The organism is Alkalicella caledoniensis (genome assembly GCF_014467015.1).
Classification (GTDB): domain Bacteria; phylum Bacillota; class Proteinivoracia; order Proteinivoracales; family Proteinivoracaceae; genus Alkalicella; species Alkalicella caledoniensis.
Window position 1 is genome coordinate 3,054,795 of record NZ_CP058559.1, and the last position, 26,360, is coordinate 3,081,154.

General features: G+C 36.0%; 24 protein-coding genes and 1 other annotated feature. Of the genes, 18 read left to right on the forward strand and 6 right to left on the reverse strand.

All coding sequences use genetic code 11. The annotated features are described in order from the left end of the window. Window positions 1-17: 17 nt before the first annotated feature. From HYG86_RS14915 to HYG86_RS14925, 3 genes are all read right to left on the reverse strand, one after another. The gene (locus HYG86_RS14915) at window positions 18-1,331 is read right to left on the reverse strand and encodes a DUF4179 domain-containing protein (RefSeq protein WP_213166367.1); all 1,314 of its coding nucleotides are present in this window, start codon (window positions 1,329-1,331) and stop codon (window positions 18-20) included. Continuing rightward, window positions 1,315-1,848: an RNA polymerase sigma factor gene (locus HYG86_RS14920; RefSeq protein WP_213166368.1), complete on the reverse strand. Its 534-nt coding sequence runs from the start codon at window positions 1,846-1,848 to the stop codon at window positions 1,315-1,317. The genes HYG86_RS14915 and HYG86_RS14920 overlap by 17 nt, the downstream gene beginning before the upstream one ends. Window positions 1,849-2,025: 177 nt before the next feature. Continuing rightward, a complete protein-coding gene (locus HYG86_RS14925) occupies window positions 2,026-2,628 on the reverse strand; it encodes a GNAT family N-acetyltransferase (RefSeq protein WP_213166369.1) in 603 nt (200 codons plus the stop codon). 161 nt (window positions 2,629-2,789) lie between these two features. Here HYG86_RS14925 and yaaA point away from each other — a divergent pair, with 161 nt between their 5' ends. The 5 genes from yaaA (at window position 2,790) to HYG86_RS14950 (ending at window position 7,823) form a co-directional block, all read left to right on the forward strand. Continuing rightward, entirely contained in the window at window positions 2,790-3,560 is a 771-nt protein-coding gene (gene yaaA, locus HYG86_RS14930) for a peroxide stress protein YaaA (RefSeq protein ID WP_213166370.1), read from the forward strand. Window positions 3,561-3,834: 274 nt separating this feature from the next. Then, window positions 3,835-5,580 carry a methyl-accepting chemotaxis protein gene (locus HYG86_RS14935; RefSeq protein ID WP_213166371.1) on the forward strand — a complete coding sequence of 582 codons (1,746 nt, stop codon included), beginning with the start codon at window positions 3,835-3,837 and terminating at the stop codon, window positions 5,578-5,580. A gap of 218 nt (window positions 5,581-5,798) precedes the next feature. Beyond that, window positions 5,799-5,903 carry a DnaJ domain-containing protein gene (locus HYG86_RS14940; RefSeq protein ID WP_213166372.1) on the forward strand — a complete coding sequence of 35 codons (105 nt, stop codon included), beginning with the start codon at window positions 5,799-5,801 and terminating at the stop codon, window positions 5,901-5,903. A 55-nt stretch (window positions 5,904-5,958) separates the two neighbouring features. Continuing rightward, window positions 5,959-7,113 (forward strand): hypothetical protein, encoded by a 1,155-nt coding sequence (locus HYG86_RS14945; protein ID WP_213166373.1) that lies wholly within the window; start codon window positions 5,959-5,961, stop codon window positions 7,111-7,113. A 92-nt stretch (window positions 7,114-7,205) separates the two neighbouring features. Beyond that, the gene (locus HYG86_RS14950) at window positions 7,206-7,823 is read left to right on the forward strand and encodes a YdcF family protein (protein ID WP_213166374.1); all 618 of its coding nucleotides are present in this window, start codon (window positions 7,206-7,208) and stop codon (window positions 7,821-7,823) included. A gap of 39 nt (window positions 7,824-7,862) precedes the next feature. Here HYG86_RS14950 and HYG86_RS14955 read toward each other — a convergent pair whose 3' ends face one another. From HYG86_RS14955 to HYG86_RS14965, 3 genes are read right to left on the reverse strand one after another with little or no spacing between them, the layout of a single operon-like run. Further along, entirely contained in the window at window positions 7,863-8,648 is a 786-nt protein-coding gene (locus HYG86_RS14955) for a GDSL-type esterase/lipase family protein (RefSeq protein WP_213166375.1), read from the reverse strand. Window positions 8,649-8,661: 13 nt separating this feature from the next. Continuing rightward, window positions 8,662-9,666 (reverse strand): ABC transporter permease, encoded by a 1,005-nt coding sequence (locus tag HYG86_RS14960; RefSeq protein WP_213166376.1) that lies wholly within the window; start codon window positions 9,664-9,666, stop codon window positions 8,662-8,664. Beyond that, entirely contained in the window at window positions 9,659-10,573 is a 915-nt protein-coding gene (locus HYG86_RS14965) for an ABC transporter ATP-binding protein (RefSeq protein WP_213166377.1), read from the reverse strand. The genes HYG86_RS14960 and HYG86_RS14965 overlap by 8 nt, the downstream gene beginning before the upstream one ends. A gap of 247 nt (window positions 10,574-10,820) precedes the next feature. On the opposite strand from HYG86_RS14965, the gene HYG86_RS14970 reads away from it, so the two are divergent. From HYG86_RS14970 to HYG86_RS15030, 13 genes are all read left to right on the forward strand, one after another. Then, the gene (locus HYG86_RS14970) at window positions 10,821-11,540 is read left to right on the forward strand and encodes a DUF5058 family protein (RefSeq protein WP_213166378.1); all 720 of its coding nucleotides are present in this window, start codon (window positions 10,821-10,823) and stop codon (window positions 11,538-11,540) included. A gap of 90 nt (window positions 11,541-11,630) precedes the next feature. Continuing rightward, window positions 11,631-12,320 (forward strand): hypothetical protein, encoded by a 690-nt coding sequence (locus tag HYG86_RS14975; RefSeq protein ID WP_213166379.1) that lies wholly within the window; start codon window positions 11,631-11,633, stop codon window positions 12,318-12,320. 32 nt (window positions 12,321-12,352) lie between these two features. Continuing rightward, the gene (locus HYG86_RS14980; RefSeq protein WP_213166380.1) at window positions 12,353-13,729 is read left to right on the forward strand and encodes a CapA family protein; all 1,377 of its coding nucleotides are present in this window, start codon (window positions 12,353-12,355) and stop codon (window positions 13,727-13,729) included. 18 nt (window positions 13,730-13,747) lie between these two features. Then, window positions 13,748-14,305 carry a TetR/AcrR family transcriptional regulator gene (locus HYG86_RS14985; protein WP_213166381.1) on the forward strand — a complete coding sequence of 186 codons (558 nt, stop codon included), beginning with the start codon at window positions 13,748-13,750 and terminating at the stop codon, window positions 14,303-14,305. Window positions 14,306-14,449: 144 nt separating this feature from the next. Next, on the forward strand, window positions 14,450-15,127 hold the full coding sequence (locus HYG86_RS14990; RefSeq protein ID WP_213166382.1) for a S24 family peptidase: 678 nt from the start codon (window positions 14,450-14,452) through the stop codon (window positions 15,125-15,127). A gap of 274 nt (window positions 15,128-15,401) precedes the next feature. Continuing rightward, window positions 15,402-15,740, forward strand: a complete 339-nt coding sequence (locus HYG86_RS14995) for an ATP-binding cassette domain-containing protein (RefSeq protein WP_213166383.1) — start codon at window positions 15,402-15,404, stop codon at window positions 15,738-15,740. A 74-nt stretch (window positions 15,741-15,814) separates the two neighbouring features. Further along, window positions 15,815-17,266 (forward strand): IS1182 family transposase, encoded by a 1,452-nt coding sequence (locus HYG86_RS15000; RefSeq protein ID WP_213166227.1) that lies wholly within the window; start codon window positions 15,815-15,817, stop codon window positions 17,264-17,266. Window positions 17,267-17,405: 139 nt separating this feature from the next. Continuing rightward, entirely contained in the window at window positions 17,406-17,864 is a 459-nt protein-coding gene (locus tag HYG86_RS15005; RefSeq protein ID WP_281391286.1) for an ABC transporter ATP-binding protein, read from the forward strand. After that, window positions 17,851-19,011 (forward strand): ABC transporter permease, encoded by a 1,161-nt coding sequence (locus HYG86_RS15010; RefSeq protein ID WP_213166385.1) that lies wholly within the window; start codon window positions 17,851-17,853, stop codon window positions 19,009-19,011. The genes HYG86_RS15005 and HYG86_RS15010 overlap by 14 nt, the downstream gene beginning before the upstream one ends. After that, the gene (locus tag HYG86_RS15015) at window positions 19,011-20,924 is read left to right on the forward strand and encodes a CPBP family glutamic-type intramembrane protease (RefSeq protein WP_213166386.1); all 1,914 of its coding nucleotides are present in this window, start codon (window positions 19,011-19,013) and stop codon (window positions 20,922-20,924) included. The genes HYG86_RS15010 and HYG86_RS15015 overlap by 1 nt, the downstream gene beginning before the upstream one ends. 536 nt (window positions 20,925-21,460) lie before the next feature. Beyond that, window positions 21,461-21,676, forward strand: a binding site (T-box leader). 158 nt (window positions 21,677-21,834) lie between these two features. Then, window positions 21,835-23,211, forward strand: coding sequence for a YjiH family protein (locus HYG86_RS15020; protein ID WP_425489226.1), 1,377 nt, complete (start codon window positions 21,835-21,837; stop codon window positions 23,209-23,211). Window positions 23,212-23,898: 687 nt separating this feature from the next. Beyond that, the gene (locus HYG86_RS15025) at window positions 23,899-24,369 is read left to right on the forward strand and encodes a DUF441 domain-containing protein (RefSeq protein WP_213166387.1); all 471 of its coding nucleotides are present in this window, start codon (window positions 23,899-23,901) and stop codon (window positions 24,367-24,369) included. 138 nt (window positions 24,370-24,507) lie between these two features. Next, a complete protein-coding gene (locus HYG86_RS15030) occupies window positions 24,508-26,265 on the forward strand; it encodes a PAS domain-containing protein (protein WP_213166388.1) in 1,758 nt (585 codons plus the stop codon). Window positions 26,266-26,360 lie beyond the last annotated feature (95 nt).

Genomic DNA, 26,360 nt, shown 5'->3' on the forward strand with positions numbered 1-26,360 from the left:
GTAATCTATAGTTCGAGCTACTTTACAGGGACATTTATGATTTTATTTGTTGTCTTTTTTGTGGTGATTTGGTTTATTTGCAGTTGGATATTTTCTTTAGCTGTTGATTCAAAAAAGAAGGTTCTTGTGTATTTTAAGCTGCCATTGTTTGCATCTTTTGTATAATCGATTTTATTAATATCTGCTAAGGGTACTGTTTTCCCTTCTGCCATTAGATTTAGATCATTGAAGTTGAAGTGTTCATCTGATTCAATGGTCACGTAGGTGCCAGAGGAATCTATTACTACTTCCGTTATAACTATTTTATTGTTCTCTAAGGATATCTCTTCAGAAGCCATATTTTGATTTAGATCCACAACTTTACTTACTTCTTTGGTATGGGAAGACTGTACAAGATGAATTTCCAGATTTTTTACTGGACCAGTTAAACCTTCAAAATGAAATTCAAAGGTATATCCTCCCTTTAGGGAACTTCCAATTTGTCTTACCGTAGAAGTCTGCCTTTTGCCATCAATCACTAATATGATTTCTAAGTCGGGAGTATAAACCTCACCGTTTTTTCTCCTTACTATGCTTTCCAATGGTGTATTAAAAGTTCCTAATACTTTGGTTACTGTAGGAGAAGCGATGATGGCATCAAAGTGAACCTTAGAATCCTCCACCATTACAGTCTGGTTTATACTTTGTTTAATGGTGTGCCCTAATGCTTTACTTCTATCTAGTTTGAAACTGATCTCCCCCCTTTCCCAGGGGGTATCCCCACGAGAGAAGAGGGAAAAATTAAATGTTAATGTTCTATCAAGGGCTTTTGGGGCATCGTAGATTGATATCCATTTAACCTCAGTCTCTTCGTCATTTATTAAACCATGACCATGGACATGGTTATAATTACCCCAGAATCCTTTGAATGAAGTGAGGTCCAAATCATAGGTAGAATTTCCTGATTCATCAGTGATGGTATAAAAAGCAACCATTTGATTATGGTCAATCATTACTCCATCTAGAGTGACCTTTACTCCATTTTGGAAAGTGTAACTTTCTCCGATTACCTGCCCATGTCCTTGTTCGTTTAGGTCCCCTAAGGTTCCATATACTACTTGGTCAAAACCCAGTATTTTTCTACTGTAGTACGCTATGGCAGAGTAGTTGTATGAGGCGATGAGGAGAAGGAGGACTAAGATGGAAGCTACCAGTCCATGGGCTTTTTTAAGTTTTGGTTTGCTGGTTGCTTTGCTAAGGGAACTTCGCAATCTTGCTTCCAATTCCTCTGGGACTTCTATGTTATCTAGGTCAGTTTTAATACTAGCTAGGTAATCATTTATTTCTGACATGGTCATATTCACCTCCAAGTTTTTCTCGTAATTTCTTCAATCCGTTAAACACCCTAGATTTAACAGTCCCCTCTGAAACCTTGGTGATAGTGGCGATTGTTTTGTAGTCCATGTCCAACAGGTATTTTAGTTTGATTGCCTCTTGTTGGTCTTTGTTGAGCTGTTTTAACTGTTCGTTGAGATCTATGTTTTGCTCTTTGGACTCGTATTTCTCTAGGTAGCCCATATCCTTCACTGTATCTAAAAAGATAATTCTATGGTTTTTCCTGTGTATTGATTTTGCACAATTTACAAGTATGGTTTTACTCCAACTATGGAAGGATTCTTTGTTTTTCAGTTGATTAATCTTTTCGTAAAGTATTACTATCATATCCTCCATGGCGTCTAGAGCATCTTCTTTATTTTGAGTATAAACATAGGAGAGCTTGTAGTATTCACTTTTTTTGTCCATGATTAGTTTCAAAAGGGCTTCTTTATCTCCTTTTTTTGCTTTGCGAACAAGTTTGATAACATCCACACTCCAACCTCCTTTCTACATATAAGAGAAACAGCGGATATATAAAGTTCACTTTTGGTAGATTTATTTTAATTTGTTTTTAAAGTTTTATTTATACTAGACTTCAGAGTTAATTGTCATATGGAACTATTGTAAAAGGATGCTGTGGTATTTTTGTTTATATTCTAGTAAAAGTAGTTATATAATTTTCACCATGTGATGGTATTTGTGTTCTAAAACCTCATAGATACTGTCAGGGATGTATCCCATTTTTTCGTATATGGCCTTGGCTTTTGGATTGTTGATGTCCGCTAGGATGGAGATTCTGTCGAAGCCTTGCTGTTTTCCTTCTGATTCTAGGGCAGCTAAGATTTTTTTTGATAGGCCATGTCCACGATAGGTTTCATACACGGCGAGGTTGTCTATATAGAACTCACCCCATTGGGCTTCCTTAGAGTTTAAGAGCCTTTGTACATCTTCAGCTTCATATGTAGCTCCTACCCTTTGATAGGCCTCTATGGTCTGTTTGGTTAAGTTTCTCATATCACGCCCTGGGTAAGCAAAACCAACTCCTGCAACTTCTCTTTTTCCATTGTCATCCACTGCCTCAACAATCACCGCATACTCTTTTGAAAACCTAGTGTTAGGAGAGGTATAAGCAGCTAGCATTCTCTCTTTGATAACCTCGGGGTCTGAAGAGCTTGTAAACTGATCTGCAAGATCTTCAATGGCCATTATGGTAAGAGGCAATACCTGTTCGAAGTCTTCTGTTTGAGCTTTCCTTGTAACAAAGTGATTCATGTACTTCACCTACTTTTTTGTTTTCAGTTAGACTACATAATATTATAATGTTACATTTCACCTTGGTCAATTTTGGGGGGATTTTTTCTCGAAGGGGGCGCTAAATATATGTTATAATAGAATAAAATTTGAAGACTGCTATGTAATGGAAAGGGGAAAGTATGAGGATTATTATTTCACCTGCTAAAAAGATGAAAGTAGACATGGATTTAGACTATAATAATCTTCCGCAGTTTATAAATGAGGCGGAAGTGCTTCTAGCATATTTAAAGGAGCTAAGTTATGAGCAGGCTAAGTCTATCTGGTGCTGTAATGATAAAATAGCCACACTAAACTACCAGAGGATACAGAGGATGGACCTATACTCTAGTTTGACACCAGCTATTCTTTCCTATGAGGGGATTCAATATAAGTACATGGCACCTGGAGTATTTGAAACAAAGGAGTTTGCATACATTGAGAAGCATCTGCGTATTATATCAGGGTTTTATGGGATGCTAAGGCCATTAGACGGTGTTGTTCCCTATAGGTTGGAAATGCAGGCTAAACTTAACGGTGGGAATTTGGATTCACTATATGACTATTGGAATAGAAAGATGGCTGAACAGTTATTTTCTGAGAGCAATTGTATTGTTAACTTAGCTTCAAAAGAATACAGTAAATGTATCTCTAAATATCTAAGGGATGATGTTCCATTTATTACGTGTGTTTTTGGGGAAATAATTGGGGGAAAGGTAGTAGAAAAGGGAACTCAGGTTAAAATGGCCAGGGGAGAAATGGTACGTTTTATGGCAGAAAAATATATCGATGATGTAAAGGATATAAAGAGTTTTAGACGGCTGGATTATGTTTTTTCAGAAGAATTATCAGATGAAGATACATATGTGTTTATCAAATCGGATGAGAACAAAAAGTATACCCCATTGGTGTGAGGCCCGCACCTGTTTGATGATTCAAAAGCTAGAAGGTAAATAACCTTCTAGCTTTTTATTTTGGTACAATTGCTAGGCTCACTCAAGCTGTACTTTTAGCAAGGTAAAGTACTAAATATCTATTGTAAAGACTTGGGTTGCATGTTAAAATTTAACTTAATTATTTAATTCTATTCACTAACCAAAAGATCGTAGAGGAGTGAGTTGACAAATCAGGTATAGTATAATCTAGCCCGAAAGTAGAAAAATTTCTTAGGAGAGGTGGAGATAGTTTATGAATAGTATTAAAACCAAAATGGTTGTTCTAATTTTATTACTTGTAATTGTTTCGTCTATGTCTACCGTGGGTGTAGGATTTATAAACAGTATAAAGTCTACAAATAACATTGTTAATACACTATATGAGCAACAGTTAGACAGGATAGGCAGTACCTTTGAGCTATACATAAAAGGGCAATTTGGGTCCTTAAGCCTAAATGGGCAAGGTCAGTTAGTTGATCAAGAAGGAGAGAGCATCGAAGAAAGATTTGCTCCCATTGATGAGTTTTCCAAGGAAGCAGATGTGGTATCAACTATCTTTGTCAAAGAAGGTAATGATTTTAAACGTATTTTAACCAATGTTGAAGATGCACAAGGTAAAAGGATTGTAGGGACGGTACTGGATAAAGATGGGGAGGCCTACAGGGAGGTTATGAACAAAAACACCTATATTGGCGAGGCTAATATTTCTGGAATGCCTTACGTAACAAAGTACAGCCCTATTCTTGATGGTAACAATAATATTATAGGGATATATTTTGTTGGAAAATCCAGTGAGGTTGTTAGTAGTATGGTGAGTGAAACAAGGGTATCAGCAATTAGAAGTGTTTCTTTAGTAGTTCTGCTTATACTTATTACTGCATCAGGATTAAGCTATCTTTTAGCCAACTCTATCGCGAAACCTATTATGAATATAACTTCAGTTATTAAAAAACAAAGTAACTTGGACTTTAGATTTGATGAAAAATCTGAAGCAGCTAAATACTTTAATAGAAAAGATGAAATCGGTGTTATGACAAAGGCACTAAAGAATATGGAAGACAATGTGCGAGAATTTATTGTTAAAACAGCTGAAACTGCTAGGCATGTGGCAGCTTCTTCAGAAGAGCTAACTTCAATCACTGATCAATCTGCTAAGGCTTCTGAGGAAGTAGCTAGAGCTATTGAAGAGATTGCAAGGGGAGCTGGTGATCAAGCTAGGGATACTGAAAATTCATCTTATACAGTTGATGAGATGGGAAGGCTTCTAGGGCAAAATGTTGAATATAATCGAGAACTAAATGAGGCGGCTCAAGAAATTGATAATCAAAAAAATGAAGGTTTTAATATAATAGAATCTCTAATGCAAAAATCCCGGGAAAACAATGAGGTGTCCCAGGTTGTTTTTGAGGCCATAGTAAGTAATAATGAAAGTGCAGAAAAAATAGAAAAAGCCAGTACTATGATCCAGAGTATTGCAGACCAAACAAATCTTTTAGCACTTAATGCTGCTATTGAAGCTGCAAGGGCTGGAGAAGCAGGACGAGGTTTTGCCGTGGTGGCAGATGAAATCCGCAAACTTGCAGAGAGTTCTAACAGCTTCACTAAGGAGATTAAGGAAGTTATTGAAGATTTAAAGGCAAAGTCCCAAAGTGCAGTAAAAACCATGGGAGACGCCAAGGAAATAGTTGATGAACAAAATCAAAATGTAATGGATACTAAAGAGAAGTTTGATATGATAGCATCAGCTGTTACCACAACAAATAGGGTTATTGAAAAGTTGAACCACTCCGTAGAATCTATGAACACTAATAAGGATAGGCTTATGGATCTTATGCAAAACTTAGCTGCAATTGCAGAGGAAAATGCAGCAGGTACAGAGGAAACATCTGCCTCTATTGAGCAGCAGACGGCGTCTATGGAAGAAATAGCAAGTTCCAGTGAGGGACTAGCACAAAGGGCTCAAGAGCTTGAGGAACTTATAAGGAAATTTAAGTATTAATAAAAGAGTACGACCAAAAAAATGAATATGATATTGCTTAATACATTATCACTACACCTAGGGTAGAAAACTTAGTTAAGCTACTTAGTGATAAATATCTAGAAATTAATGTAGTGAGGATAGAAGAAGAGCATATAGAATAACTAGAGAGGGAAAAGTCTCTAACTTGTCCAATTACTATTTTTAAACGCATTTTAACTTGCTTAAGGAGGACATCAATGAAGGATTACTATGGCATTTTAGGAATAAACTCTGCTGCCACTGCACAGGAGATTAAAAAAGCTTACAGGGATATGGCTAAGAAGTGGCATCGATGTCAATAAAAGCCCTGACGCTCAGAACAAGTTTGTTGAGATAACAGAGGCATATGAAATACTGATGAACCCAACTACAAGACAACAGTATGACGGCATGAGAAACAGCGGTTCTCAAGGCCATGGAAACAGTCAGTCTTATGGAGGATCAAGGGAAGCAAGGGAGTCAGATTTTAACAGGGCTAGAGAATCTGCAAGACAAAGGGGTAGAGAATATTCTTCTATATCGCTGGATGAGCTTTTTGAGACGATTTTTAGAGGAGCTGTGGATTTAGGGAAGACAACCATTATGGGGGAGAAAGATTATACTGATAGTCTCACTTTAGGTGGTAAACTTAAGATAGGGTTAAAAGGATGGTTTGCTGTACTTTTGTTGATAATAACTTTTACTGGGATTTTAGCACCTATAACCATACCCTTATTACTTAAGATGGTGATGATATCTAAGGGGAAAGTTGTGGGGTTAGTTCCTATTTTAGCTGGTATGGTGTTATATATTCCCTTTATGGCAATGTTTGTGCTATTTGTGGGGTACTCTTTAGATATTCTTTATTTATATGAGTCCCAGTACGTAACCTATATGGTAGTACTATTGGTTATAGCTGCTGTTTTTTTAACTATGGCCTACAAAAGTAGCTATAGTTTTAAGGGTAGAAGTGCTAAAGGAGCATGGTCAGATAGAGGTTTGCAAAATATGGCTGTTTCTAAAAAAATTGGTATTGCTAGTATTTTTGTTATGCTTTACCTAATAGTGCATTGGCTAGGAAGTAGTTTAGATTCAGATATTATATTTAGATTTAATACCGTAATAATATTTTTAGCTGGTGTGACCCTTGGTCCATTGTTTGGTTTAGTCACTGGGTTGTTCTGTTTTGTGGTACTAAACTTTAATCTGGACTATTTTTTCTTTAGCTTTTATATAAGTAATGCTGTAAGGGTAAGCGTTATAGGATTATTTGGAGGGCTTATCACCTTGGATAATACCTTTGATATATTTAACAAGGAAGTTAATCAAAGACATTTAATGAAAATATTTATCTATATATTTCTTAGCATCATAGCAGATGTTGCCATTGTATATATAAGTTATAATATTTATTATTCTGGCTACTGGGATATAGGTGCACAAACATTAAAGTTTGTGTTTAGAGATTTGATATTTTTAACTATTGTAACCTTACCAATTATTAAGGCAGTGAGAAAGTGGAGTAAGAAATAGTGTGTTTTTAACTAAAAAAGGATATTAGCAGATGCAGCAATTATTATTATAGGTATGAGACTATTCGGATGATATAGGAGGTAACGCCGGGGATGCAAAGGATTTATGGAAAAACCAATAGGTTAAAGCAGTACTTGAAAGTTTTTACTATAGTTATGGTTTGTGTAGGATTACTTTCTTTTGTCATGGTACAGGCCCTTATTAAAAGTTCTGCAATTTCCGATTCTGATGAACAGATTGATTACATGGTTATTCTAGGTGCTGGTTTGTGGGATTCGCAACCTTCACCAACTCTACTGAGGCGATTAGAAAAGGGAATAGAGTATTTAAAGAATCACCCTGAATCTAAAGTGATTGTCTCTGGAGGACTAGGGGCAAATGAAGAGGTAACAGAGGCAGAAGCAATGGCTGTTTTCTTAACTTCTAAAGGGATAGATGAAGACAGGATTATCAAAGAGGATAGGGCAACAAACAGTTTTGAGAACTTGACATTCACTAAGGAAATACTAGATGCTTTAACTGAAGGGCAAGGGGTAAGTGATATTATGATTGTCACAAGTGATTTTCACCTATTTAGGTCAAAGATGTTGGCTAAAAGAGTGGGTTTTTCACCCTATGGGCTAGCAGCTGAGACACCAAGTAGCATAACAGTAAAGTATGCTATCCGGGAGTATTTTGCTATTATTAAATCATTTATATTTGACAGATAAAACTAAACATCACTCAATTATAGTTGAGTGATGTTTAGTTTATTTTATAAGCTCTTTTAGTATCTCCATATGTCTTTGGGCGATGGATTTATACCCTTCTGCGCTAGGATGCAACATGTCCATGGATATTAGACCTGGATTATACTTGAATAGGTCAAAGGTTGGTACAAAAACCATCTGGTTTCTGCCCTCTACGGCCCTTAGAGTCTCAAAGTTCCACTGGTGTAAAAGTTCTACTGTTGCTTCATCAGTGAAGTCTGGGAAAGGGTTATAGAGCCCTAATTTTGCTACAGGGGCTTTTGGGTTATGTTCTCTAATTATCTGAAGGATTTCCTCAAGGTTTTTTAGGTAGCTATCTTTAGTCTCCATAAAGTCCACGGGAGATACGGTTTGAAAAACAGGTAATGTTCTCATATCGTTTCCGCCTATGGAGAGTAGGATTATATCAGCTTCTAAGATGGCAGTTTGAACTATCTCTTTTTTTACCAGTTCAACAAGCTCCGTGGAAACCATGCCGTCAATGCCTAGGTTTTCATATTCCACAACACCCACTATTTCACCTAATAGTTGATTAAAGTACCCACTGTATCCCATACCCATTTCATCACCTGTGCCTTTAGCTAAAGAATCACCTAGGGCAAGGACACGAAAGGTACTGGGGGCTCCAGCTAAAGGTTCTTCTTCATTTACCTCATCTTCTATGATTTGGCTTATGGGCTCTGGTTCATTGTAGGTTATCCAAAAGGCCCATCCAAAGCCTACTATATATACTAGGGTTGAAAATACAGTCACTGCCATCAGTCCATATATTATTTTTCTTAACATTTTATCCCCCCCTTTAGACTAACACATCTTGTTTAGTAAAGATTACAAAGCTTAGGACAAAGGAAACCAAGGTCCAAATGGCCAAGATTGCCACAGAGAAAGCCAGTGTCATTCCTTCGATGGGCTGCATGGCACCAGATAGATAATCAGGTAGCTTCATGTTGACCATGAAGAGGTACTTCACTATGGCCCAGTCTGATGCAAAGAAACCTAGGAAAGTGCCCCCTACTAGAAGTGACATCATGACACCCATGGCAACAGCAGAACTTTTTACAATAACAGACACTAAGAAAGTTATTGTGGCTATGGAGATAGCCACAAACCAGCTAAGTCCATATACCATTATTAGATACTGCCACTGGGGGATGTTTTGTACAAAGGATGTATCTAGGCTTCCTTCAATTATTTTAAAGCCTGTGGTTATAGGCATTGTAAAGCCGTTGAAACCAAAGTAGTATGTGGACACAACTATGGAGAGTATCCCCGTTGCCACAACAACTATTGTTGTCATGATAAGTAGTGCCATGTATTTACTCATCAATACTTTCCACCTAGGAACTGGAGTCGTCAGTAATAGCTTTACAGACCCTTCAGTAAATTCCACAGAAACCATATCACAGGCTAGGATGATTATCAAAAGGGGGAGGAAAAGTGATACTAAGTTCTCCATGTATGTTTTTGTAAAGCCTGCTGCGCTAGGGGTGAAGGGGTTAATTCCCCGTTCTAGGTAATACTCCAGTTGTTCAACTTGTACCGCCAGTGTGGCTCTTCTTTGCTCAGGAATATATGGATTATCTAGCTGCCTTTTAATGTCTGATATTTGCTGACCTAATAAGGTCATCTGATCTATTTCTTGATTTTCTCCTAAACGTCTAGTAATACGATGTTCCATTCTATCGGCTCTGTATTGCTCTCCATAGCCAAATAGTACTGTAAGTATAGCTAATATAGCTAAAACTACCCAAAGTCTTTTTCTAAGAAGTGTTTTCTTAAGCTCATTTTCTACTAACCTAAACAATCTGATCACCTCGAGTCAACTCTAAGAATAAATCTTCTAAGGATTTTTGTTTCTTTTCAATTGTTTGTACCCCTACTCCAGCTTCAAATAAGGCAGCATTAATTTCCTCTATTAACTCTTCGTTAACATATCCTACTAAACCATTGTTTACTATCTCAATGGGGACACCTGTAAGCCCTTCTATTATTTCTTTTCCTTTTTGCATATCCCTTACTTGCCAGATAATTTTTTCCTCTTCTGCCACAAGGGCTTCAATGTTGTCAGTCCTTACAATTTTTCCTTGGCTGATGATGGCAACCCTATCACACATTAACTGAACTTCACCCAATAAGTGGCTTGAAACAAACACTGCCATGCCTTCTTCATGGGCCAGATTTTTTATAAGCTCTCTAAATTCATTTATCCCTGCAGGGTCTAGACCGTTTGTGGGCTCATCTAGTATCAAAAGCTGTGGTTTAGCCAAAAGGGCTTGGGCAAGGCCTAGCCTTTGTTTCATTCCTAAAGAATAAGTATTGACTTTGTGATTTATCCTGTTGCCCAAACCAACAAGGTCAATTACTTCAAGGTATCGGCTATGGGGAATATGGCCCTTCATAACTCCAAAATGTTTAAGATTATCCATACCTGTCATAAAACCATATAGCTCTGGGTTTTCTACTATGCATCCCACATGACTCATGGCCTTTGTAAAGTCTTTTGTCAAGTTGTTACCACATATCCTTATATCTCCTGTGGTGGGTCTAATAAGACCTACAATCATCCTAATGGTAGTTGTTTTACCAGCACCATTAGGTCCTAAAAAACCAAATACTTCGCCTTTGCTTACACTAAAGGATATATCCTGTACTATTGTCTTCTTTTTGATTTTTTTGCTTACACCATTTAAAGCCAAAACTACTTCATTCATAGTTACACCTCCAGTTAACTGTTATATTATATCAAAAAATAATGACAGTTATTTATAGTTGGAAAAAAATACTAGTATATTGGTAATAGATATAGTAATTGACAAAAGATACTAAGAAAATTATAATTAGATTAACCGATGGAAACTAATAAAACCATTTAAGTTTCCAGAGTTTAGATTTGGCATTAGTTTTTTTTGACGTTAATACTATGTGTGGTTTCTAAATACCACTGGGAGGAACGAAAAAATGAGGGATTATTTACTTATTGCAAATAATAAGGTGTTTTTTATTTGTGGGGCTATTTTGGTATTATTTATTACTTTTCAATCTCTTGTTTATTTGAGACTTGCATTTAAAGAAGGTAAGAGGATTGGTTTAACAAAGGAAAAGATGATAAAAGCTTTTCGAACAGGAGTTATATCAACCATAGTACCTACTTTAGCTGTGATAGTGGCATTGATTACTATGACACCTATTTTAGGAATCCCCATTCCATGGATGAGACTTTCAATTATTGGGTCTGCTCCATATGAAATCATGGCTGCAGGTGTTGGGGCTAAATCCATGGGTATAGATACCTTAGGGGGAGCCGAATATACAGCAGAAGTTTTCGCTTCATCCATATGGATTATGTGTGTTGGGTCCATATGGGCTGTGTTGATAGTAACCTTTTTATTAAAGAAAATAAAGGTTAGATATTCTAGAAATGTGGAAACAGATACAAGATGGAGGACTACCTTAATGAATGCAGCCTTTTTAGGAGTGTTTGCAATTTTTATGGCAGACCCCATAACTACAGGAGGTTTACCCTTAGGTACAATGTTGTCTGGTGCTAGTATTATGACATTTTTTGCTCTTTTAATAATAAGGTATAAACAGAAGTGGTTAAAGGAATTTGCCCTAGCTTTTAGTATGGTAGGGGCTATGCTATTTAGCATCTTATTTACAAATTTTTTTAAATTATAGGAATCTATATATCTACTAGATTAGGATGTAGGTTTAGGAGAGATTTAGTTAAAGGAGCACCTAATGTGCTACTTTAGGAGGGGCCAAAAGATGAATATATCAACAAATAACAAAATACAACTAGTAGAAAGTGAATATGATAAGAAGGTACATCTTATAGGTAGGGTTACCTTAGTAGCTGGACTTTTACTTTCTTTTTTGCCACCAATTATTCTTTGGTTAGTCTATGGCATTGTACCTCCGCTGAATAATTTGATAAACGGTATTATCAGTATCTCATCGGTTATGATAGCCGTTTCAATTGTGGAAGTATTGACCTTTTCGCCCATACTGGGTTCATCTGCCATGTACATGTCCTATCTCACAGGAAATATTACAAACATGAAAATTCCTTGTGCTGCCATCAGCATGGAAGTTGCAGAGGTTGAGCCATCTACCCAAGAGGGGGATATTATTTCTACCATAGCCATTTCGGGGTCTGTTATTGCCAGTCAAATTATCATTCTTATAGGTGTGATCATGATTGTACCTATGGCTGCAAGGTTGGATAATCCGTCGATTCAGCCAGCCTTTGAACAGATTTTACCAGCACTTTTTGGTTCCATAGGAGCCTACTATATTTTAAAGGAGTGGAAGCTTGCTGTAGCCCCAATAATAGTAGCAGTTTTGCTATCTTTCATTCCAGGTATTCAAATTGCTATCACTGTACCCATTTGTGTGGGGGTATCGGTTCTAGCTGCAAAGTATTTATACAAAAAAAATATGCTAAGTTCTCAGTAGTAATGGATTAAAGGTTTTGAGGGGGGAGAATTATGTTTTTAAGATTTGCGTTTTTAAGAGCTTTTTTACATGTGCTAGGTTTTTTTTTAGGGGATAGGTATAATTATTCAAAACAGATCGAGGGTAATTTTAAATATATGGATACAGGGGAAAAAGTTTGGTGGGGATATAAATCAGTTGTTCGGCAAATAGAAAAAGCAGAAAAAGGTAAAGGAATTGAGGAGTATTTTGCAAATCAAGATTTAAGGTTTTACACAGGGGAAGAATTTGTCCCTAAAAACAGGGTGTTTATAACAGCTGGAGGAGATTTAAGTGCTTCTGAGATGATATTCCCTGAAAATACTGGGGATTTATGGGAAGATATTTTGGAATTTTACTTTAGTGGAGACATTGTGTGCGCAAACCTTGAAGCACCTGTTGTGCCTACAAAACCACCAGTGGGTGTGCCTGGTATGTGTTTAACTGCTCCAATGATCAACACATCGGAAAAAATGTTTGACAGATTTATATATGGTGGAAGGGGAGTAAACTTTTTTGCCACTGCCAATAACCATAGTTTAGATCAAGGGGAACAGGGGCTTTTGGATACATTGGATTTCCTTGACGCGAGGGGATATCCCCACGTGGGAACAGCCAGGACACAAGAGGAACAAGATGATATACCCATAGTAGAGAAAAATGGTATAAAGACAGCTTTTATCTCTTATACCTATTCATTAAACGGACTTGATCCCATAGTAGGCAAAGAGTATATGACAAATGTGATTCGCTTGAATAAGCCTGATGAAGACCTTTCACTTATTCAAAGGCATGTTAAAATAGCTAGGGAAAAGGATGCCCACATAGTTGTGGCTATGCTTCACTGGAGTTTAGAGTTTGAAACATACCCCATCGAAAATGTTATAAAAATGGGGCACAGGGTTATGGAATGTGGAGTTGATGTAATTTTAGGTGGGCATCCCCATGTTGCTCAACCCATGGAGAAATACAGATTTTATGATCCCATCCAACAACGAGAAAAAGAAGGATTGATTATATACTCCCTAGGTGAGTTAGTTTCCCTTAATCTTTTTAGTAAAAACTCACGGCTTGCAATGGTAGTAAAAATTGAACTAACTGAAGGGGTACAAAGGGGTAATACCCTTGTAAAAATAACAGATTTAAAGGTATTGCCCATTTATATACATTATAAGGAGTTAGGCAAGGGTAAAAGCCAATACAAGATTTTAGACCTCATGAAAACATTGAGGAATCTTGAACAAGATAGAAATCCCCATGGATTTAGTGAGGGAGAAATTAAGGAGTTAAGAAGATTAAAGAGATTGTTTTTTGAGAAGATACTGCCCAAACATAGCTGTGGGTTAGTGGGCAATGGTAGTTTAGAAGGGGAACTCCTATGTATAGTTTAAATAAATGAGGTGGTTTAGATGAAGGATAGAATAATAGAGTCATGTGCTAAGTACATCAATATATACGGTGTTAAAAGATTTACTGTTGATGATATTGCAAAGGATTTGGGTATCAGCAAGAGAACAATTTATAAGTACTATGACAGTAAAGATGAGATTGTAAGTGAGTTCATAAATACTAGCATAGAAGACAATATTAACAGTACATTAGAAGCCGTGGAAAAGGAAGAGAGTATTCTCGGGAAGATTAACGCAGCCTTAGTATCCCATCATAAGTATGAGATACCCCTAGAAATACTGGAAGGTATTGAAAAATACTATCCCAAGGACTGGGAAAAGATTGAGGGACAGAGAAGTTTTAAGATTGACCTTGTGAGAAATCTAATAAGGGAAGGTATTGATGTAGGTGTACTGAGAAGTGACATTAACACCGAGGTTTTGAGCCTTATACTTGATAAAACAACAAGAGCTATTTTTGAATATAACTTCCTGGTGGAAAGCAATCTCAATATAAATACCGCAGTGACAGAAATAAAGAAGATATTGCTATATGGAATTTTAGCAGAAGAAAAGTAGTTTGTATGATAAAATGCACCTTGCTTTTTAAGCAAGGTGCATTTTGTGTGTAGTCTTTTTCTTATATGTAAGAGGATTTTTTACTAAGAATGTAGAATTAGTCTTATAGTATAAAAGAGAATGTTTAAAGGATAGGTGATATAGATGAATTCCATAGGTGTAAAGATTAAAGAAGCAAGGCTTGAGGCTAAGTTGACAGAAAAGCAATTGGCTAGAAAGTGTGGTGTGGCTGAGAGTTTCATAATCCAAGTTGAGTCAGGTAGAAAGGTTATAAATGAAAAAATCGCCGAGAATATCCTCAGTAAATTAGGTAAGAAGTTAGAACCTATAATCCAAGAAGATTTAAGTGAGGATAAAGCTAAACCAAAACAAACTAAGGTTCATGCTAAACCCCAAGAGCAATTTAACCCAGTAGAACCCACTGGGCAGTGGGCAGATGCCTTGGCAAATGTTATAAAAAAATTCCCTATATATGAAGTTGATACAAACAAAGTGGTAGGAAATAAAGACCTGCCAGTCCTTGATAAAAAAGTAGAAGGATACCGATGGGATAAAGTAATGTTTGTAAAAATAACAGATGATGACCTCGGTGAGTTAAGAATTCATAAAAACGATACTGTTATGGTCAACATAACCAATGATATTCAGAACAATGGTATATATCTGGTGGAACTCAACAACAAAAGGTTAATAAGAAGAATAACTAAAGAATCAAGTAAAGTGACTATGACAAGAGGTTTAAAAGATGTTGAGCCCATTAGTACTCAAATGGATAAGATTAAGTTAGTTGGAAAATGTGTTAAGGTAGAGTTTCAGTTGTAGCATGAACATAAAAGCCTTTAAGCCTCAAACGTATTTATACGCTGGGTTTTTGGGCTTTTTTTTAGTTATATAGGTGGGGCGCTGAAGTTAATAAAATGTTCGCTGAAAAGAATTGATTAGTAAGCCAAAAAATGGAAACATATATCTGACAACAATGTTTGTCATTTTTTAAGGTAATGACAAAGTCATTTTTTAATTAGCATATTAAAAGAAGGGTAAAGAACAAGAAATATAACAAAGTTCTTGTTTTTATTTTAATGGGGAGGGAAGTTAATTGATAAAGGTTGAGAAAGTTAACAAGAAGTTTTATGACAAGAAAAATGGTGATTTTTATGCTTTAGATGACATCAACTTTAATGTGGAGCAAGGTGAAATTTTTGGATTGCTAGGGCCTAATGGTGCAGGTAAAACCACCATGCTCCGGATTATGGCTACAATTATGGGACAGACAGAGGGAACAGTTACTGTTAATGGGTATGATACCGTAAAAAATCCTGAGGAAGTAAAAAAGTCTATAGGTTTTTTATCTGGCAATACAAAACTGTATAAGAAATTAACCCCTGTGGAAACCGAGGGCACTGAAAAAGTCCCTTCAAAGCGAAAAAAGGCATAATTCCTTAAACACTAAGGTAATTATGCTTTTTTTGCTGTATAATTGAAGTATCAATTAAGAATTGGGTGGGTGCTATGATACAAAATCAACAGTCAATGATTTTAAGTCCATATATGGAGATATATAATTTGGTCGTTCCAAAGGAAAATTTACTCCGTAGAATTAATGATCTGGTCGACTTCTCTTTTGTTTATGGTGAGCTTAAAGATAAATATTGCCATAATAACGGTAGAAATGCTATCGATCCCATTCGCATGTTTAAGTATTTATTACTAAAAACGATTTATGACTTGTCGGATGTAGATGTGGTGGAACGCTCAAAATATGACATGTCCTTTAAGTATTTTCTAAATATGGCTCCTGAAGAGTCGGTGATAGAGCCAAGTTCTCTTACGAAATTTCGAAAACTACGCTTAGAAAATATAAACTTATTGGATATGCTTATCAATAAAACTGTTGAAATAGCCATTGAAAAGGAAATCATCAAAAGTAAATCCATTATCGTGGATGCCACCCACACAAGAGCGCGCTACAATCAAAAATCCCCCAGAGAAATTCTGATGGATCGGTCTAAAAAGCTGAGAAAAGTTATTTATCAGATAGATGAAACTATGAAGGATAAATTTCCTACCAAAAACACAACAGATGCCTTAGAAGCTGAAATAGACTATTGCCACAAGCTTATTGAGGTGGTTGAAAAGGAAGATGCTTTTGCTCAATATCCAAAAGTAAAGGAACAATTGAACCTTTTAAAAGAATCAGTTGCTGATGATATTGAACACTTACAAATATCTCAGGATCAAGATGCAAGAATAGGTCATAAAAGTGCCGATACATCATTTTTTGGTTACAAAACCCATATTGCCATAAGCGAAGAAAGAATTATTACAGCTGCAACAGTTACAACCGGAGAAAAAAATGATGGGAAACAATTAGAAACACTGATAGAAAAAAGTGTAAAAGCTGGGATGAAAGTTGAAACTGTTATCGGTGATGCTGCATATTCTGAAAAAGGCAACATTGAATATACAAAAGAGAAAAAAATAAAATTAGTCGCCAAATTAAACCCATCTGTAACACAAGGTTTCCGAAAAAAAGAAGATGAATTCGATTTTAATAAAGATGCTGGAATGTATATATGTAAGGCTGGCCATATGGCTATACGTAAAGCTCGCCAAGGGAAGAAAAAATTTTCCACTAATCAAACAGACACATACTATTTTGATATAGAAAAGTGTAAGGTATGCCATTTAAAAGAAGGGTGCTATAAATCTGGAGCTAAAAGTAAGACCTATTCCGTAAGCATCAAATCTGACGAACATACCGAACAGGCGAAATTCCAAGAAAGTGATTACTTTAAAGAAAAATCTAAAGAGCGCTATAAAATAGAAGCAAAAAATAGTGAATTAAAACATAGACACGGGTATGATGTTTCAAAATCCTCGGGTCTAATTGGCATGGAGATGCAGGGAGCTATGTCAATATTTACGGTAAACCTAAAAAGAATTTTAAAAATAATGGATTAAGAATAAGCGAAATAAAAAATGGCATAATCATTAAAAAACGACTCTAGATTCAAATTTTGAATAGAGAGTCGTTTTTTTTTAGTACAAGTTATTCTGTTTAAATGAAATACATAAGATTTTCAGTGCCCTCGTGGAAACCATGCGCTTTTTTGGAGGCTTTTATGGTATAGATAAGAAGACTATGGATAGTCGTATAGAAGAGATTGTTCAAAGTCTTAACATGGGCGACTTTAAACATAGGATTATTGAAAAACTTTCAACAGGGCAGGTGCAAAAAACCTCTATTGCTAGATGTATGATCCATGATCCTAAAATATATATCCTAGATGAGCCAACACTGGGGCTAGATATACTTACGAGCCGTACAATTATTGATTTTATTAAAAACGAGAAGAAAAAAGGAAAGACTATAATTTTTTCCACCCACTATATGGAGGAGGCAGATAGCCTTTGTGATCGTATAGGCCTTATACACAATGGAAAGCTGATTCAATCAGGTACAATAGATCAGTTAAAAGAAGCAACAAACAAGACAAATATTCGGGATATTTTCCTATATTATATTGACAAGGGAGAATGGACCCATGAAGAAAATTAATCTAATTTTTAAAAAGGAGATAAAAGCAACCATACGAGATAAAAAAGCCTTGCTAACTATATTGCTACCCATACTTATTTACCCTGTGTTATTGATATTATTTTTTGGATTTACACAAATTACTCAATCAAGCTTTGAAGAGGCCACAAGCTTAGTGGCTGTCTTCGACGATACCCCAGAGGACTTTGTGGCAAGGCTTGAACAAGATCCTAAAATTCATTTGTTTATAATAACCCAAGAAACAACAGATGAACAGCTAAAACAACAAGACGTTAATGCCAAGCTAACTTTCGATGAAGAACACAATACCTACATAGTGTCTTATTACTCCACAAACGACTCCAGTAATCAAGCATTAAATCGCATACAAAGAAATTTTAGGCAGTATCAAGAGGAATACAAAGATGGCATTTTAAAAGAAGCTGACATACTAGATGAGTTTGAAAGCATTGTTAGTATCCAAGAGGAGGAGATATCTGGGGATATAGGCGGAAGAATTGTAGCTATGGTGCTAGGGTTAATACTGCCCCTTATTATTGTGCTTTACGGTGTTGTTGGAACTTACACAATTTCATCTGATTTAAGTGCTGGAGAAAAAGAAAGAGAGACTTTAGAGACCATTTTCTCCGTACCAATTAAGCGCTTCGAAATAATTATTGGAAAGTTATTAGCCTGTGTAACTGTGGGGTTGCTTAGCGGTTTGGTTAACATTTTGGCTATGTTTCCATTAGTTTACGCCATTTCTTCAAGTATACCTGAGCTAAGTATCAGCATCTCTTTTCCCCTGTTTTTATATCTATTCATTATGTTAATCCCAATAATGATTTTGACCAGTGCTGCATTTATTGGGTTAGGTATGTTTTCTAAAACCTACCAAGAATCTCAGTCTTACGGATCAATACTTTTTATTGTCTTTATGGCCCTAAGTTATATTCCACTAATACCAAATATTGAACTCACCCCTGTGACTGTTCTTATACCCATCACCAATGCCATGTTACTAATGAAAGAAGCCTTTTTAGGTAGTTATTCATTGATAAACACTTTTATGGCTTTGGGTATCAATTTAGGTATATCCTTAATTGCTGTAGTGGGGATGAACAAACTATTTCAATCAGACTGGGTTATTTTTGGAGGTGGTAACTAATGAATCTAGGTATTATGTTACATATCATAAAAAAAGAGACTATGGCACTTTTGAGAAACAAAAAAGTACTTGTGGGTATATTTGCCCCAATTGTTATCTTGCCAATTATCTTTTATGGGTATCTGGAGATCACTAAAGTTACATCTCGGGAGACAGAGATTAGTAAAAGTGGTATATATCTAGAAGGTGACTTACCCACTTTTATAAACAGTGCACTACTTCAAGATGATAGATTTGAGGTTTTAACACAAAAGGATAATGCAGACTTGGTACTGGAATACGCCCTCGAGGGAAGCAAACACCAGTTTATATTGAAATACGATTTTGGTCGCAATGCTTCCATGAGAGCAGGAGAAAGGATCGCACCCATCTTGTTGGATTTTAAAGAGGCACAGCAAGCTGCTCTCCTTGAAAGTGAAGGATTAGACTTTGCTCACATATATCCAACACAGCTGGAATATGAAGATTTAGCCACAGAAAAAGAGGTGGCTGGTTACTCCATGGGTAACATAATGCCACTTATTATAACACTATACGCCATGATTTCAGTGCTATCCTTTGCCATGGAGCTGTCAACTACTGAGAAGGAGACAGGTACCTTAGAAACAATTTTTTCGGTACCAATTAAAAAATCTGAGTTAGTCACAGCAAAGCTTTTAGCATGCGTCCTCTTTGGCATAGCAGCCTTGACTATAAATTTAGGTGTGATTTTGCTTCTTTTACCTAAGGTTATGGATGTCAGTAGTTTTGGTTTGAATATGGGTTTTTCTACATTTATGGCCCTAGTAATAAATATCATTCCCCTTACTTTTATGGGAGCAGCACTTAGTTTGGGTATTGGCATGTTTGCAAACAGTTATAAAGAGTCCAATGCTTACATGACTCCCCTCATATTTGTTTTTATGTTACCTGCATATCTGGCAAGCACACCAGGTTTAGAGCTTAACTTAGGCTTTAGTTTAGTACCCATCGTAAATACAACGCTATTGATTAAATCTGTTTTTATGGGTCAATTGAACATGGCTTTATTCAGTGCAACCTTAGTTACAAATACATTGTTTTCTATAATGGGATTGGTTTTCATGTTTAAAGTCTTTGGCACTGAAAATATTTTATTTGGAAACCAAAAGGGTTTTTCTTTTGCCGTAAAAAGAAGCTCTATAAAAAAATCCACTTTTATACAATTAGAAGATGTGTATCTGAGCTTGGCAGTTATAACTGTGTTGTATATTTACGCCAGCGTTATACTACCTGGCCATATGGGAATATTTGAAAACCTAGTTTTTAACCAATATGTTTTTTTCGCAATGTTACCTATTGGTATAATTTGGTACTTAAAAGCTTCCCATAAAGAAAGTTTAGGTCTTAGGGCTCCATCAGCTATGGGATCTTTTGGAGGGGTATGGATTTGGCTTTCTGCTTTTTCCTTATCGTTGATTTATCAAATAATCATCACCCCTTATATAGATTTTGTTCCTACTTTAGTGGAGCTAGAAGGCCAGTTGGAGGCACTGTCACCCTATACTAAATTCTTTTTGATAGCTCTAACCCCTGGGATATGCGAAGAAATATTATTTAGAGGTTTTGCTTTAAGACCTTTAGAAAAGAGGTTAGGTGCAAAGTGGGCTGTAATCATTACTGCCATAGCTTTTTCCCTTATTCATTTAGATGTAGTACGCTTAATCCCAACTTTCCTTTTGGGGATAGCCTTTGGTTACGTGGCAGTGAAAACAAAATCAATTTATCCACCCATTGTTTTACATGTGCTTAATAACAGTGTAGCAATATTTCTACCAGAGGGAACTCCAATATCCTATGCAGTACTAGTTCCATTGTTTATTGTATCCTTAGCGTTAGGACTAGGAATATACAAGAAATTAGATAATGTAGATAACATTAAGAGTAGTTTTTAAAAGATTAGTGATGGCAGTTAGCAGACATTTAGTTAGGTGTAAGCAGTCAGCAGTCAGCAGTCAGGAAAATCAAAATACGGTAAGCTAGTTGTTAAATGTCATTGGAATTATACCACGGAGGAAAATCTGATTTTGAAGGGATTATCTCACAAAACTGCGGGTTTTGTGGGATTTTTTCTTTGTTAAAACATTGTTGAAGGTAATCATGTATGGAATTTCACGGTTAAAACATTTCAGTTGAAGATGGTGTCCGAAGGTTTAATGATTCGATTTGTAGGGGATGTAGTGATAGGGAATTTTGTGTGGTGAAAATGGTGTCAGTATGTTTTAGTGATTTTGAATTTTAGTGGAGTTAGTGATGGGAATTTTAGTGTAGTTAGTGGCAACTTTTTCTAATATGACCCCATTTACATTACTCTTGGTGCCAAATGGTGGGTTTTGTTGGTGAAGATGGTGTCCGATGGTTTTTAAGTTTTTAATAAAATAAAAATATATATTGACATAAATAAAATAATTGTGTAACATGATGATTATATCAAGAGCCGAAGATAGGAAAAGTAAGTTTAGCTATGGCTTCAGCGAGCGGACACAGAGTGGAAGGTCCGCAGTCTAACTTAACTGAAACGCAACCTGGAGGCTGTCTTAAGAAACTAAGTATTAAGACACGGCAATCCCCGTTATAGGATACGAGTGGCTAGCCTATTTAGGCTAGTAATTAGAGTGGTACCGCGGATAATATATCCGTCTCTTTTGTTAAAGAAAGAGGCGGATTTTCTTATTTTTATAAAAAAATTTATTAACTTTGTCCTTGCTTTTGGCCGAAGCAAGGAGTTTTAAAAAATCAATGCATTGTACTGATCAGTAAATATTTAAAATATTAAACAATAAAATTAAAAAGGAGAAGAAGCAAGTGAGAGCAGACGTAACATTAAAAAAACAATCTAAACAAAAAATACAGCCTAAGAATTTTTTGAAATTTATCATACCATCAATTTTAGGTATAATGCTTTTTATGACACCCATTTTAAGTCAAGGTGAGTGGACTATACCTATCGCTATGATGACAAATTCTCTGATGGATTTATTAGGGGATTATTTACCCATTTTAGTAACTATGACAGTAGTAGTTTCATCTTTAGCTAGTTTAACCTTTAAATTAAGTAAAGGAAGATTCTTAAATCACAGTAAGTTTTTGAGAGATTTGCTTGATGTATCATATATGTGGTTAGCTATTAGGGTTTTAGGTGGTATTTTTGCACTTATTACTATTTTAGAAATTGGCCCAGAAGCCATATGGTCAGATTATACAGGTGGTCTACTACTTTACGAACTTATGCCCATATTGTTCACTGTATTTATTTTTGCAGGTTTATTTATACCCCTGCTATTGGATTTTGGATTACTAGAATTTGTTGGTAGTATCTTAAAGAAGGTTATGCGCCCTATTTTTACTCTGCCTGGGAGAGCTTCAATAGATTGTATCGCTTCTTGGTTAGGGGATGGAACAATAGGGGTTGTTCTTACTTCCAAGCAATATGAAGATGGATACTATAGCCAAAGGGAAGCTGCAGTTATCGGAACTACTTTCTCTGTTGTGTCAATAACATTTTGCTGGGTTATAATATCCCAGGTAAATCTATCACACATGTTTTTACCCTTTTATTTGACAGTTCTAGTGTCGGGAATTATTGCAGCCATTGTGCTACCTAGGATACCACCTTTATCTAAGAAAAAAGATGAATTCTATGTGGAAGGGGAGAATAACTCCACAGAGACTATTCCTGAGGGATATAATGGTTTTACATGGGGATTTGCCCAGGCAACTGAAAAAGCAAGCAAAACAGAGGAAGCTAGTTTTTATATTAAAAAAGGGATTAACAACGTTTTAGATATGTGGCTAGGGGTACTTCCAATTGTTATGGCACTGGGAACAATAACCTTAATTGTTGCTGAATTTACTTCTGTTTTTTCAGTGTTGGGTATGCCATTTATACCACTATTAAGATTGTTAAACATCCCAGAAGCAGTGGAAGCTTCTGAGACTTTAGTTATAGGTTTTGCTGATATGTTTTTGCCTGCGATTATTGGAAGTAGAATAGAGTCTGAGCTTACAAGGTTTGTTATAGCTTGTGTGTCAGTAACACAACTTATTTACATGTCAGAAGTAGGTGGAGTTATCATAGGATCAAAGATCCCTGTAAGTTTCAAGGAGCTATTTATCATCTTTATCCAAAGAACGTTGATTACTTTACCAATAATTGCCCTGATTGCACATATGTTGTTCTAACTTAAAAGACCTCGCAATGAGGTCTTTTGTTTTTAAACTAAGCCAAAAGAATACAAAACCTCCTCACACTAACTTTCACTAAAATGCTCCACACTATATAAAAAAAAGTAATAAAGACCTCCTTCTATAACTCTTGGTGTCAATTGGTGAATGGTTTGTTGGTGCAAATGGTGTCCAAAGGCTGATCTCTAAAGTCTTTAAAATCAGTGGAAATCAGTGAAAATCCGTGGCAAAGACTTTGATTTAGCCCTTAACTATTAGCCTTTAGAGATCATTAGATCATATAGATCTGTGGCTAAGCTTTTGCCTTTTCTTCTAGCTTTTGACTTTTAGATTAATATAGACCATGTTAGATCAGTGGCAACAAAACAGGTCTTTTTTTAAATTAGTCACGGGCCATATACTGCCAAGATATTTTTACCACGGCCTAAAGAAGCTACTAATTCTGTCCTGCACGGAAGGGCTTGCTCTTTATAAAAAATTAGTAATAAAGACCTAACTTCCATAACTTTTGGTGTCAATTGGTGAATGGTTTGTTGGTGAACATGGTGTCCAAAGGTTTCTAAAATCCTTAAAATCTGTGACTAAGAATTGACCTTATTCATTTAAAAGCAGGAAAATTAATTAGAGTGTCGAATAAAATAACCTTAGGTAAAGACCAAAAATTTTTATAAGGAAGTGGAATTGTTGTTTAATCAGTATTGGATAGAGATATTTTTGGCTGTTGTACTATTGCTTTCTATAGTTACTAAAAATAGAGCCATGGCCATAGCTACTGCAATCATTCTTGTGTTGAAGTTACTAAAGGCAGACAGACCTATAGATTATATTGCAAAAAACGGCATTAATTGGGGAATTATACTTATTACCATGGGTTTTTTAGCTCCTTTGGTAATGGGGAGATATTCAATGGATGAAATAAAGTCTGTTTTCTTTAAGGCTGACGGGGTTGTTGGTTTCTTTGCAGGCATATCTGTTGCCCTTCTTGGAGCAAAGGGTATAGAGATAGGTCCAATAAATACCAACCTTACACTAGGTGTTATAGTTGGAACATTTGTAGCAGTGGCATTTTTTAAAGGTACCCCTGTTGGACCGTTAATAGGTTCTGGGATAGGATATGTATTTTTAATTCTATTGACTAAGATTGGTATTATTTAGGAATAAGAGCTAACACTCTGTGACTAAGGTCACTGAGTGTTTTTTTATACAATGATACAATGTTAATATGATAATCATTTTCAGTGGAAACCAAATATAAGATATAAAAATAAAAAGTTTGTTAAGGAGGAGATAGTGATGAAGAGAGACTTAAACTATATAACAATAGATGGGAGAGGGGAGCACGACTCCTTTAGGGATTGTGTTACGAAAGCTATTGAGAATCTTAAGGATGGGGAGGGAATTCACGTCATTAAGGACTTTGAGCCATTCCCCATGTATAAGATGATGGAAAGCAAGGGATTTGACAAATATGTGGAAAAAATCAGTGATACAGAGTATCATGGGTACTTTTTCCCCACGGAGAAATTAGATGTTATAAAGATGGGTGAGTTTCTAAAGCTAGACAGTACTAAGATATCTAAGATTGTCCAGATAAAGCTAGACTTCTTGCGAGGTACTACTACTCTGAAGGAAGCTAAGGAAAAGATGAATTCATCCTTTGACGAGATTACAGCAGAGGAATTTGCCATGTGTGAGCAATACCTACAAAACTATGGCATTTCAGATGATGAACTGGCAGAAAGAATGGAAGAAATCCTTGAGATATTTGATGATGTCCTTGTTTCTAAGGATTTAGATCTACCACCAGGCCATCCCATTAGAACATATATGGATGAGGCAGATGCTATTAAAAAGGTTCTAGCACAAATGGAAGAGATGCTAAAAAACAAATTTATAAAAAACCAGTGGTTAGAAATATACGAGAACCTAGGCCAGATCAATATTCATTTTAGTAGAAAGCAAAATCAGCTTTTTGCAGCTTTAGAGAGAAAGGGATTTGATAAACCCTCTAAAGTTATGTGGACACTGGATAATCAGATTAGGGATATAATCAAAAAAGCCCATGTATTATTGAAAGAAGATAAGGATGAAGAGTTTATAGAACTTCAAAATGAGGTTATTGAGATGATAAAAGATATGATGGTAAAGGAAGTTGAGATATTATTTCCAACATCCATGGAACTTTTGACAGATGAAGACTTTATTGTTATGCGCAAAGGTGACGATGAAATTGGATATTGTTTAATCGACTCTCCTGGGCCTTATGGTAATAATGATGGGAAGGAAACCCTTAATAATTCTGAAAGTGAACTTTTAAGTGACTTAGAAGCGGTGTTAAATAAGCATGGTATTTTAAACAAGTCCAGCAAAGATGATGTACTAGATGTTAGTCAAGGAAAATTAACATTGGAACAGATTAATTTGATTTTCAAGCACTTACAAGTGGACTTGTCCTATGTGGATGAAAACGAGATTGTAAAATTCTATAGCGATACAAAGCACAGGGTGTTTCCTAGAAGTCCAGGTGTAATAGATAGAGAAGTTCAAAACTGTCATCCAAGGGAAAGTGTTGGAACAGTGGAGGAGATAATAAGGGCATTTAAGTCAGAGGAGCAAGACCAAGCTGAGTTTTGGCTAGAGATGGGCGATAAGTTTATTTACATCATCTATAATGCAGTAAGGGATGATGAAGGCAGATTTAGAGGCGTCCTTGAAATGATGCAAGATGTTACACATATAAGAAGTTTACAGGGTAGTCAGCGTTTATTATCATGGGAGAATAAAGGCAAACAAGAAGAGAAGCCCACTGAAACAGTAGATAATCCCTATGGTGTCTCAAAAGACACTATAATTGGAAACCTAGTAAAAGAGTATCCTTTCGTTAAAGACTTCCTCTTCAACCTATCGCCTAAATTCAGCAAGCTGAAAAACCCCATATTATTTAAAACAATGTCCTCCATAGCTACATTGGAGATGATAGCACAAAGAGGGGGCATGGAGGTACAGGAGTTAATAGGAAATATTGTGAAAGAGATTGATAGAAACAATTAGAAGGACGCCAAAAGGCGTCCTTTTTATACTTGCATAATCTTTATTAGGATTGACATAGAACAAATGTTCGGTTAAAATAAGGTAAAAGGAGGGGA

Excerpts from the sequence above, each read along its gene's own strand:
- HYG86_RS14915 (WP_213166367.1), bottom strand. The coding sequence starts at position 1,331 with ATGTCAGAAATAAATGATTACCTAGCTAGTATTAAAACTGACCTAGAT.
- HYG86_RS14925 (WP_213166369.1), bottom strand. The coding sequence starts at position 2,628 with ATGAATCACTTTGTTACAAGGAAAGCTCAAACAGAAGACTTCGAACAG.
- yaaA (WP_213166370.1), top strand. The coding sequence starts at position 2,790 with ATGAGGATTATTATTTCACCTGCTAAAAAGATGAAAGTAGACATGGAT.
- HYG86_RS14935 (WP_213166371.1), top strand. The coding sequence starts at position 3,835 with ATGAATAGTATTAAAACCAAAATGGTTGTTCTAATTTTATTACTTGTA.
- HYG86_RS14940 (WP_213166372.1), top strand. The coding sequence starts at position 5,799 with ATGAAGGATTACTATGGCATTTTAGGAATAAACTCTGCTGCCACTGCA.
- HYG86_RS14945 (WP_213166373.1), top strand. The coding sequence starts at position 5,959 with ATGAACCCAACTACAAGACAACAGTATGACGGCATGAGAAACAGCGGT.
- HYG86_RS14950 (WP_213166374.1), top strand. The coding sequence starts at position 7,206 with ATGCAAAGGATTTATGGAAAAACCAATAGGTTAAAGCAGTACTTGAAA.
- HYG86_RS14955 (WP_213166375.1), bottom strand. The coding sequence starts at position 8,648 with ATGTTAAGAAAAATAATATATGGACTGATGGCAGTGACTGTATTTTCA.
- HYG86_RS14965 (WP_213166377.1), bottom strand. The coding sequence starts at position 10,573 with ATGAATGAAGTAGTTTTGGCTTTAAATGGTGTAAGCAAAAAAATCAAA.
- HYG86_RS14970 (WP_213166378.1), top strand. The coding sequence starts at position 10,821 with ATGAGGGATTATTTACTTATTGCAAATAATAAGGTGTTTTTTATTTGT.
- HYG86_RS14975 (WP_213166379.1), top strand. The coding sequence starts at position 11,631 with ATGAATATATCAACAAATAACAAAATACAACTAGTAGAAAGTGAATAT.
- HYG86_RS14980 (WP_213166380.1), top strand. The coding sequence starts at position 12,353 with ATGTTTTTAAGATTTGCGTTTTTAAGAGCTTTTTTACATGTGCTAGGT.
- HYG86_RS14985 (WP_213166381.1), top strand. The coding sequence starts at position 13,748 with ATGAAGGATAGAATAATAGAGTCATGTGCTAAGTACATCAATATATAC.
- HYG86_RS14990 (WP_213166382.1), top strand. The coding sequence starts at position 14,450 with ATGAATTCCATAGGTGTAAAGATTAAAGAAGCAAGGCTTGAGGCTAAG.
- HYG86_RS15000 (WP_213166227.1), top strand. The coding sequence starts at position 15,815 with ATGATACAAAATCAACAGTCAATGATTTTAAGTCCATATATGGAGATA.
- HYG86_RS15005 (WP_281391286.1), top strand. The coding sequence starts at position 17,406 with ATGCGCTTTTTTGGAGGCTTTTATGGTATAGATAAGAAGACTATGGAT.
- HYG86_RS15010 (WP_213166385.1), top strand. The coding sequence starts at position 17,851 with ATGAAGAAAATTAATCTAATTTTTAAAAAGGAGATAAAAGCAACCATA.
- HYG86_RS15015 (WP_213166386.1), top strand. The coding sequence starts at position 19,011 with ATGAATCTAGGTATTATGTTACATATCATAAAAAAAGAGACTATGGCA.
- HYG86_RS15030 (WP_213166388.1), top strand. The coding sequence starts at position 24,508 with ATGAAGAGAGACTTAAACTATATAACAATAGATGGGAGAGGGGAGCAC.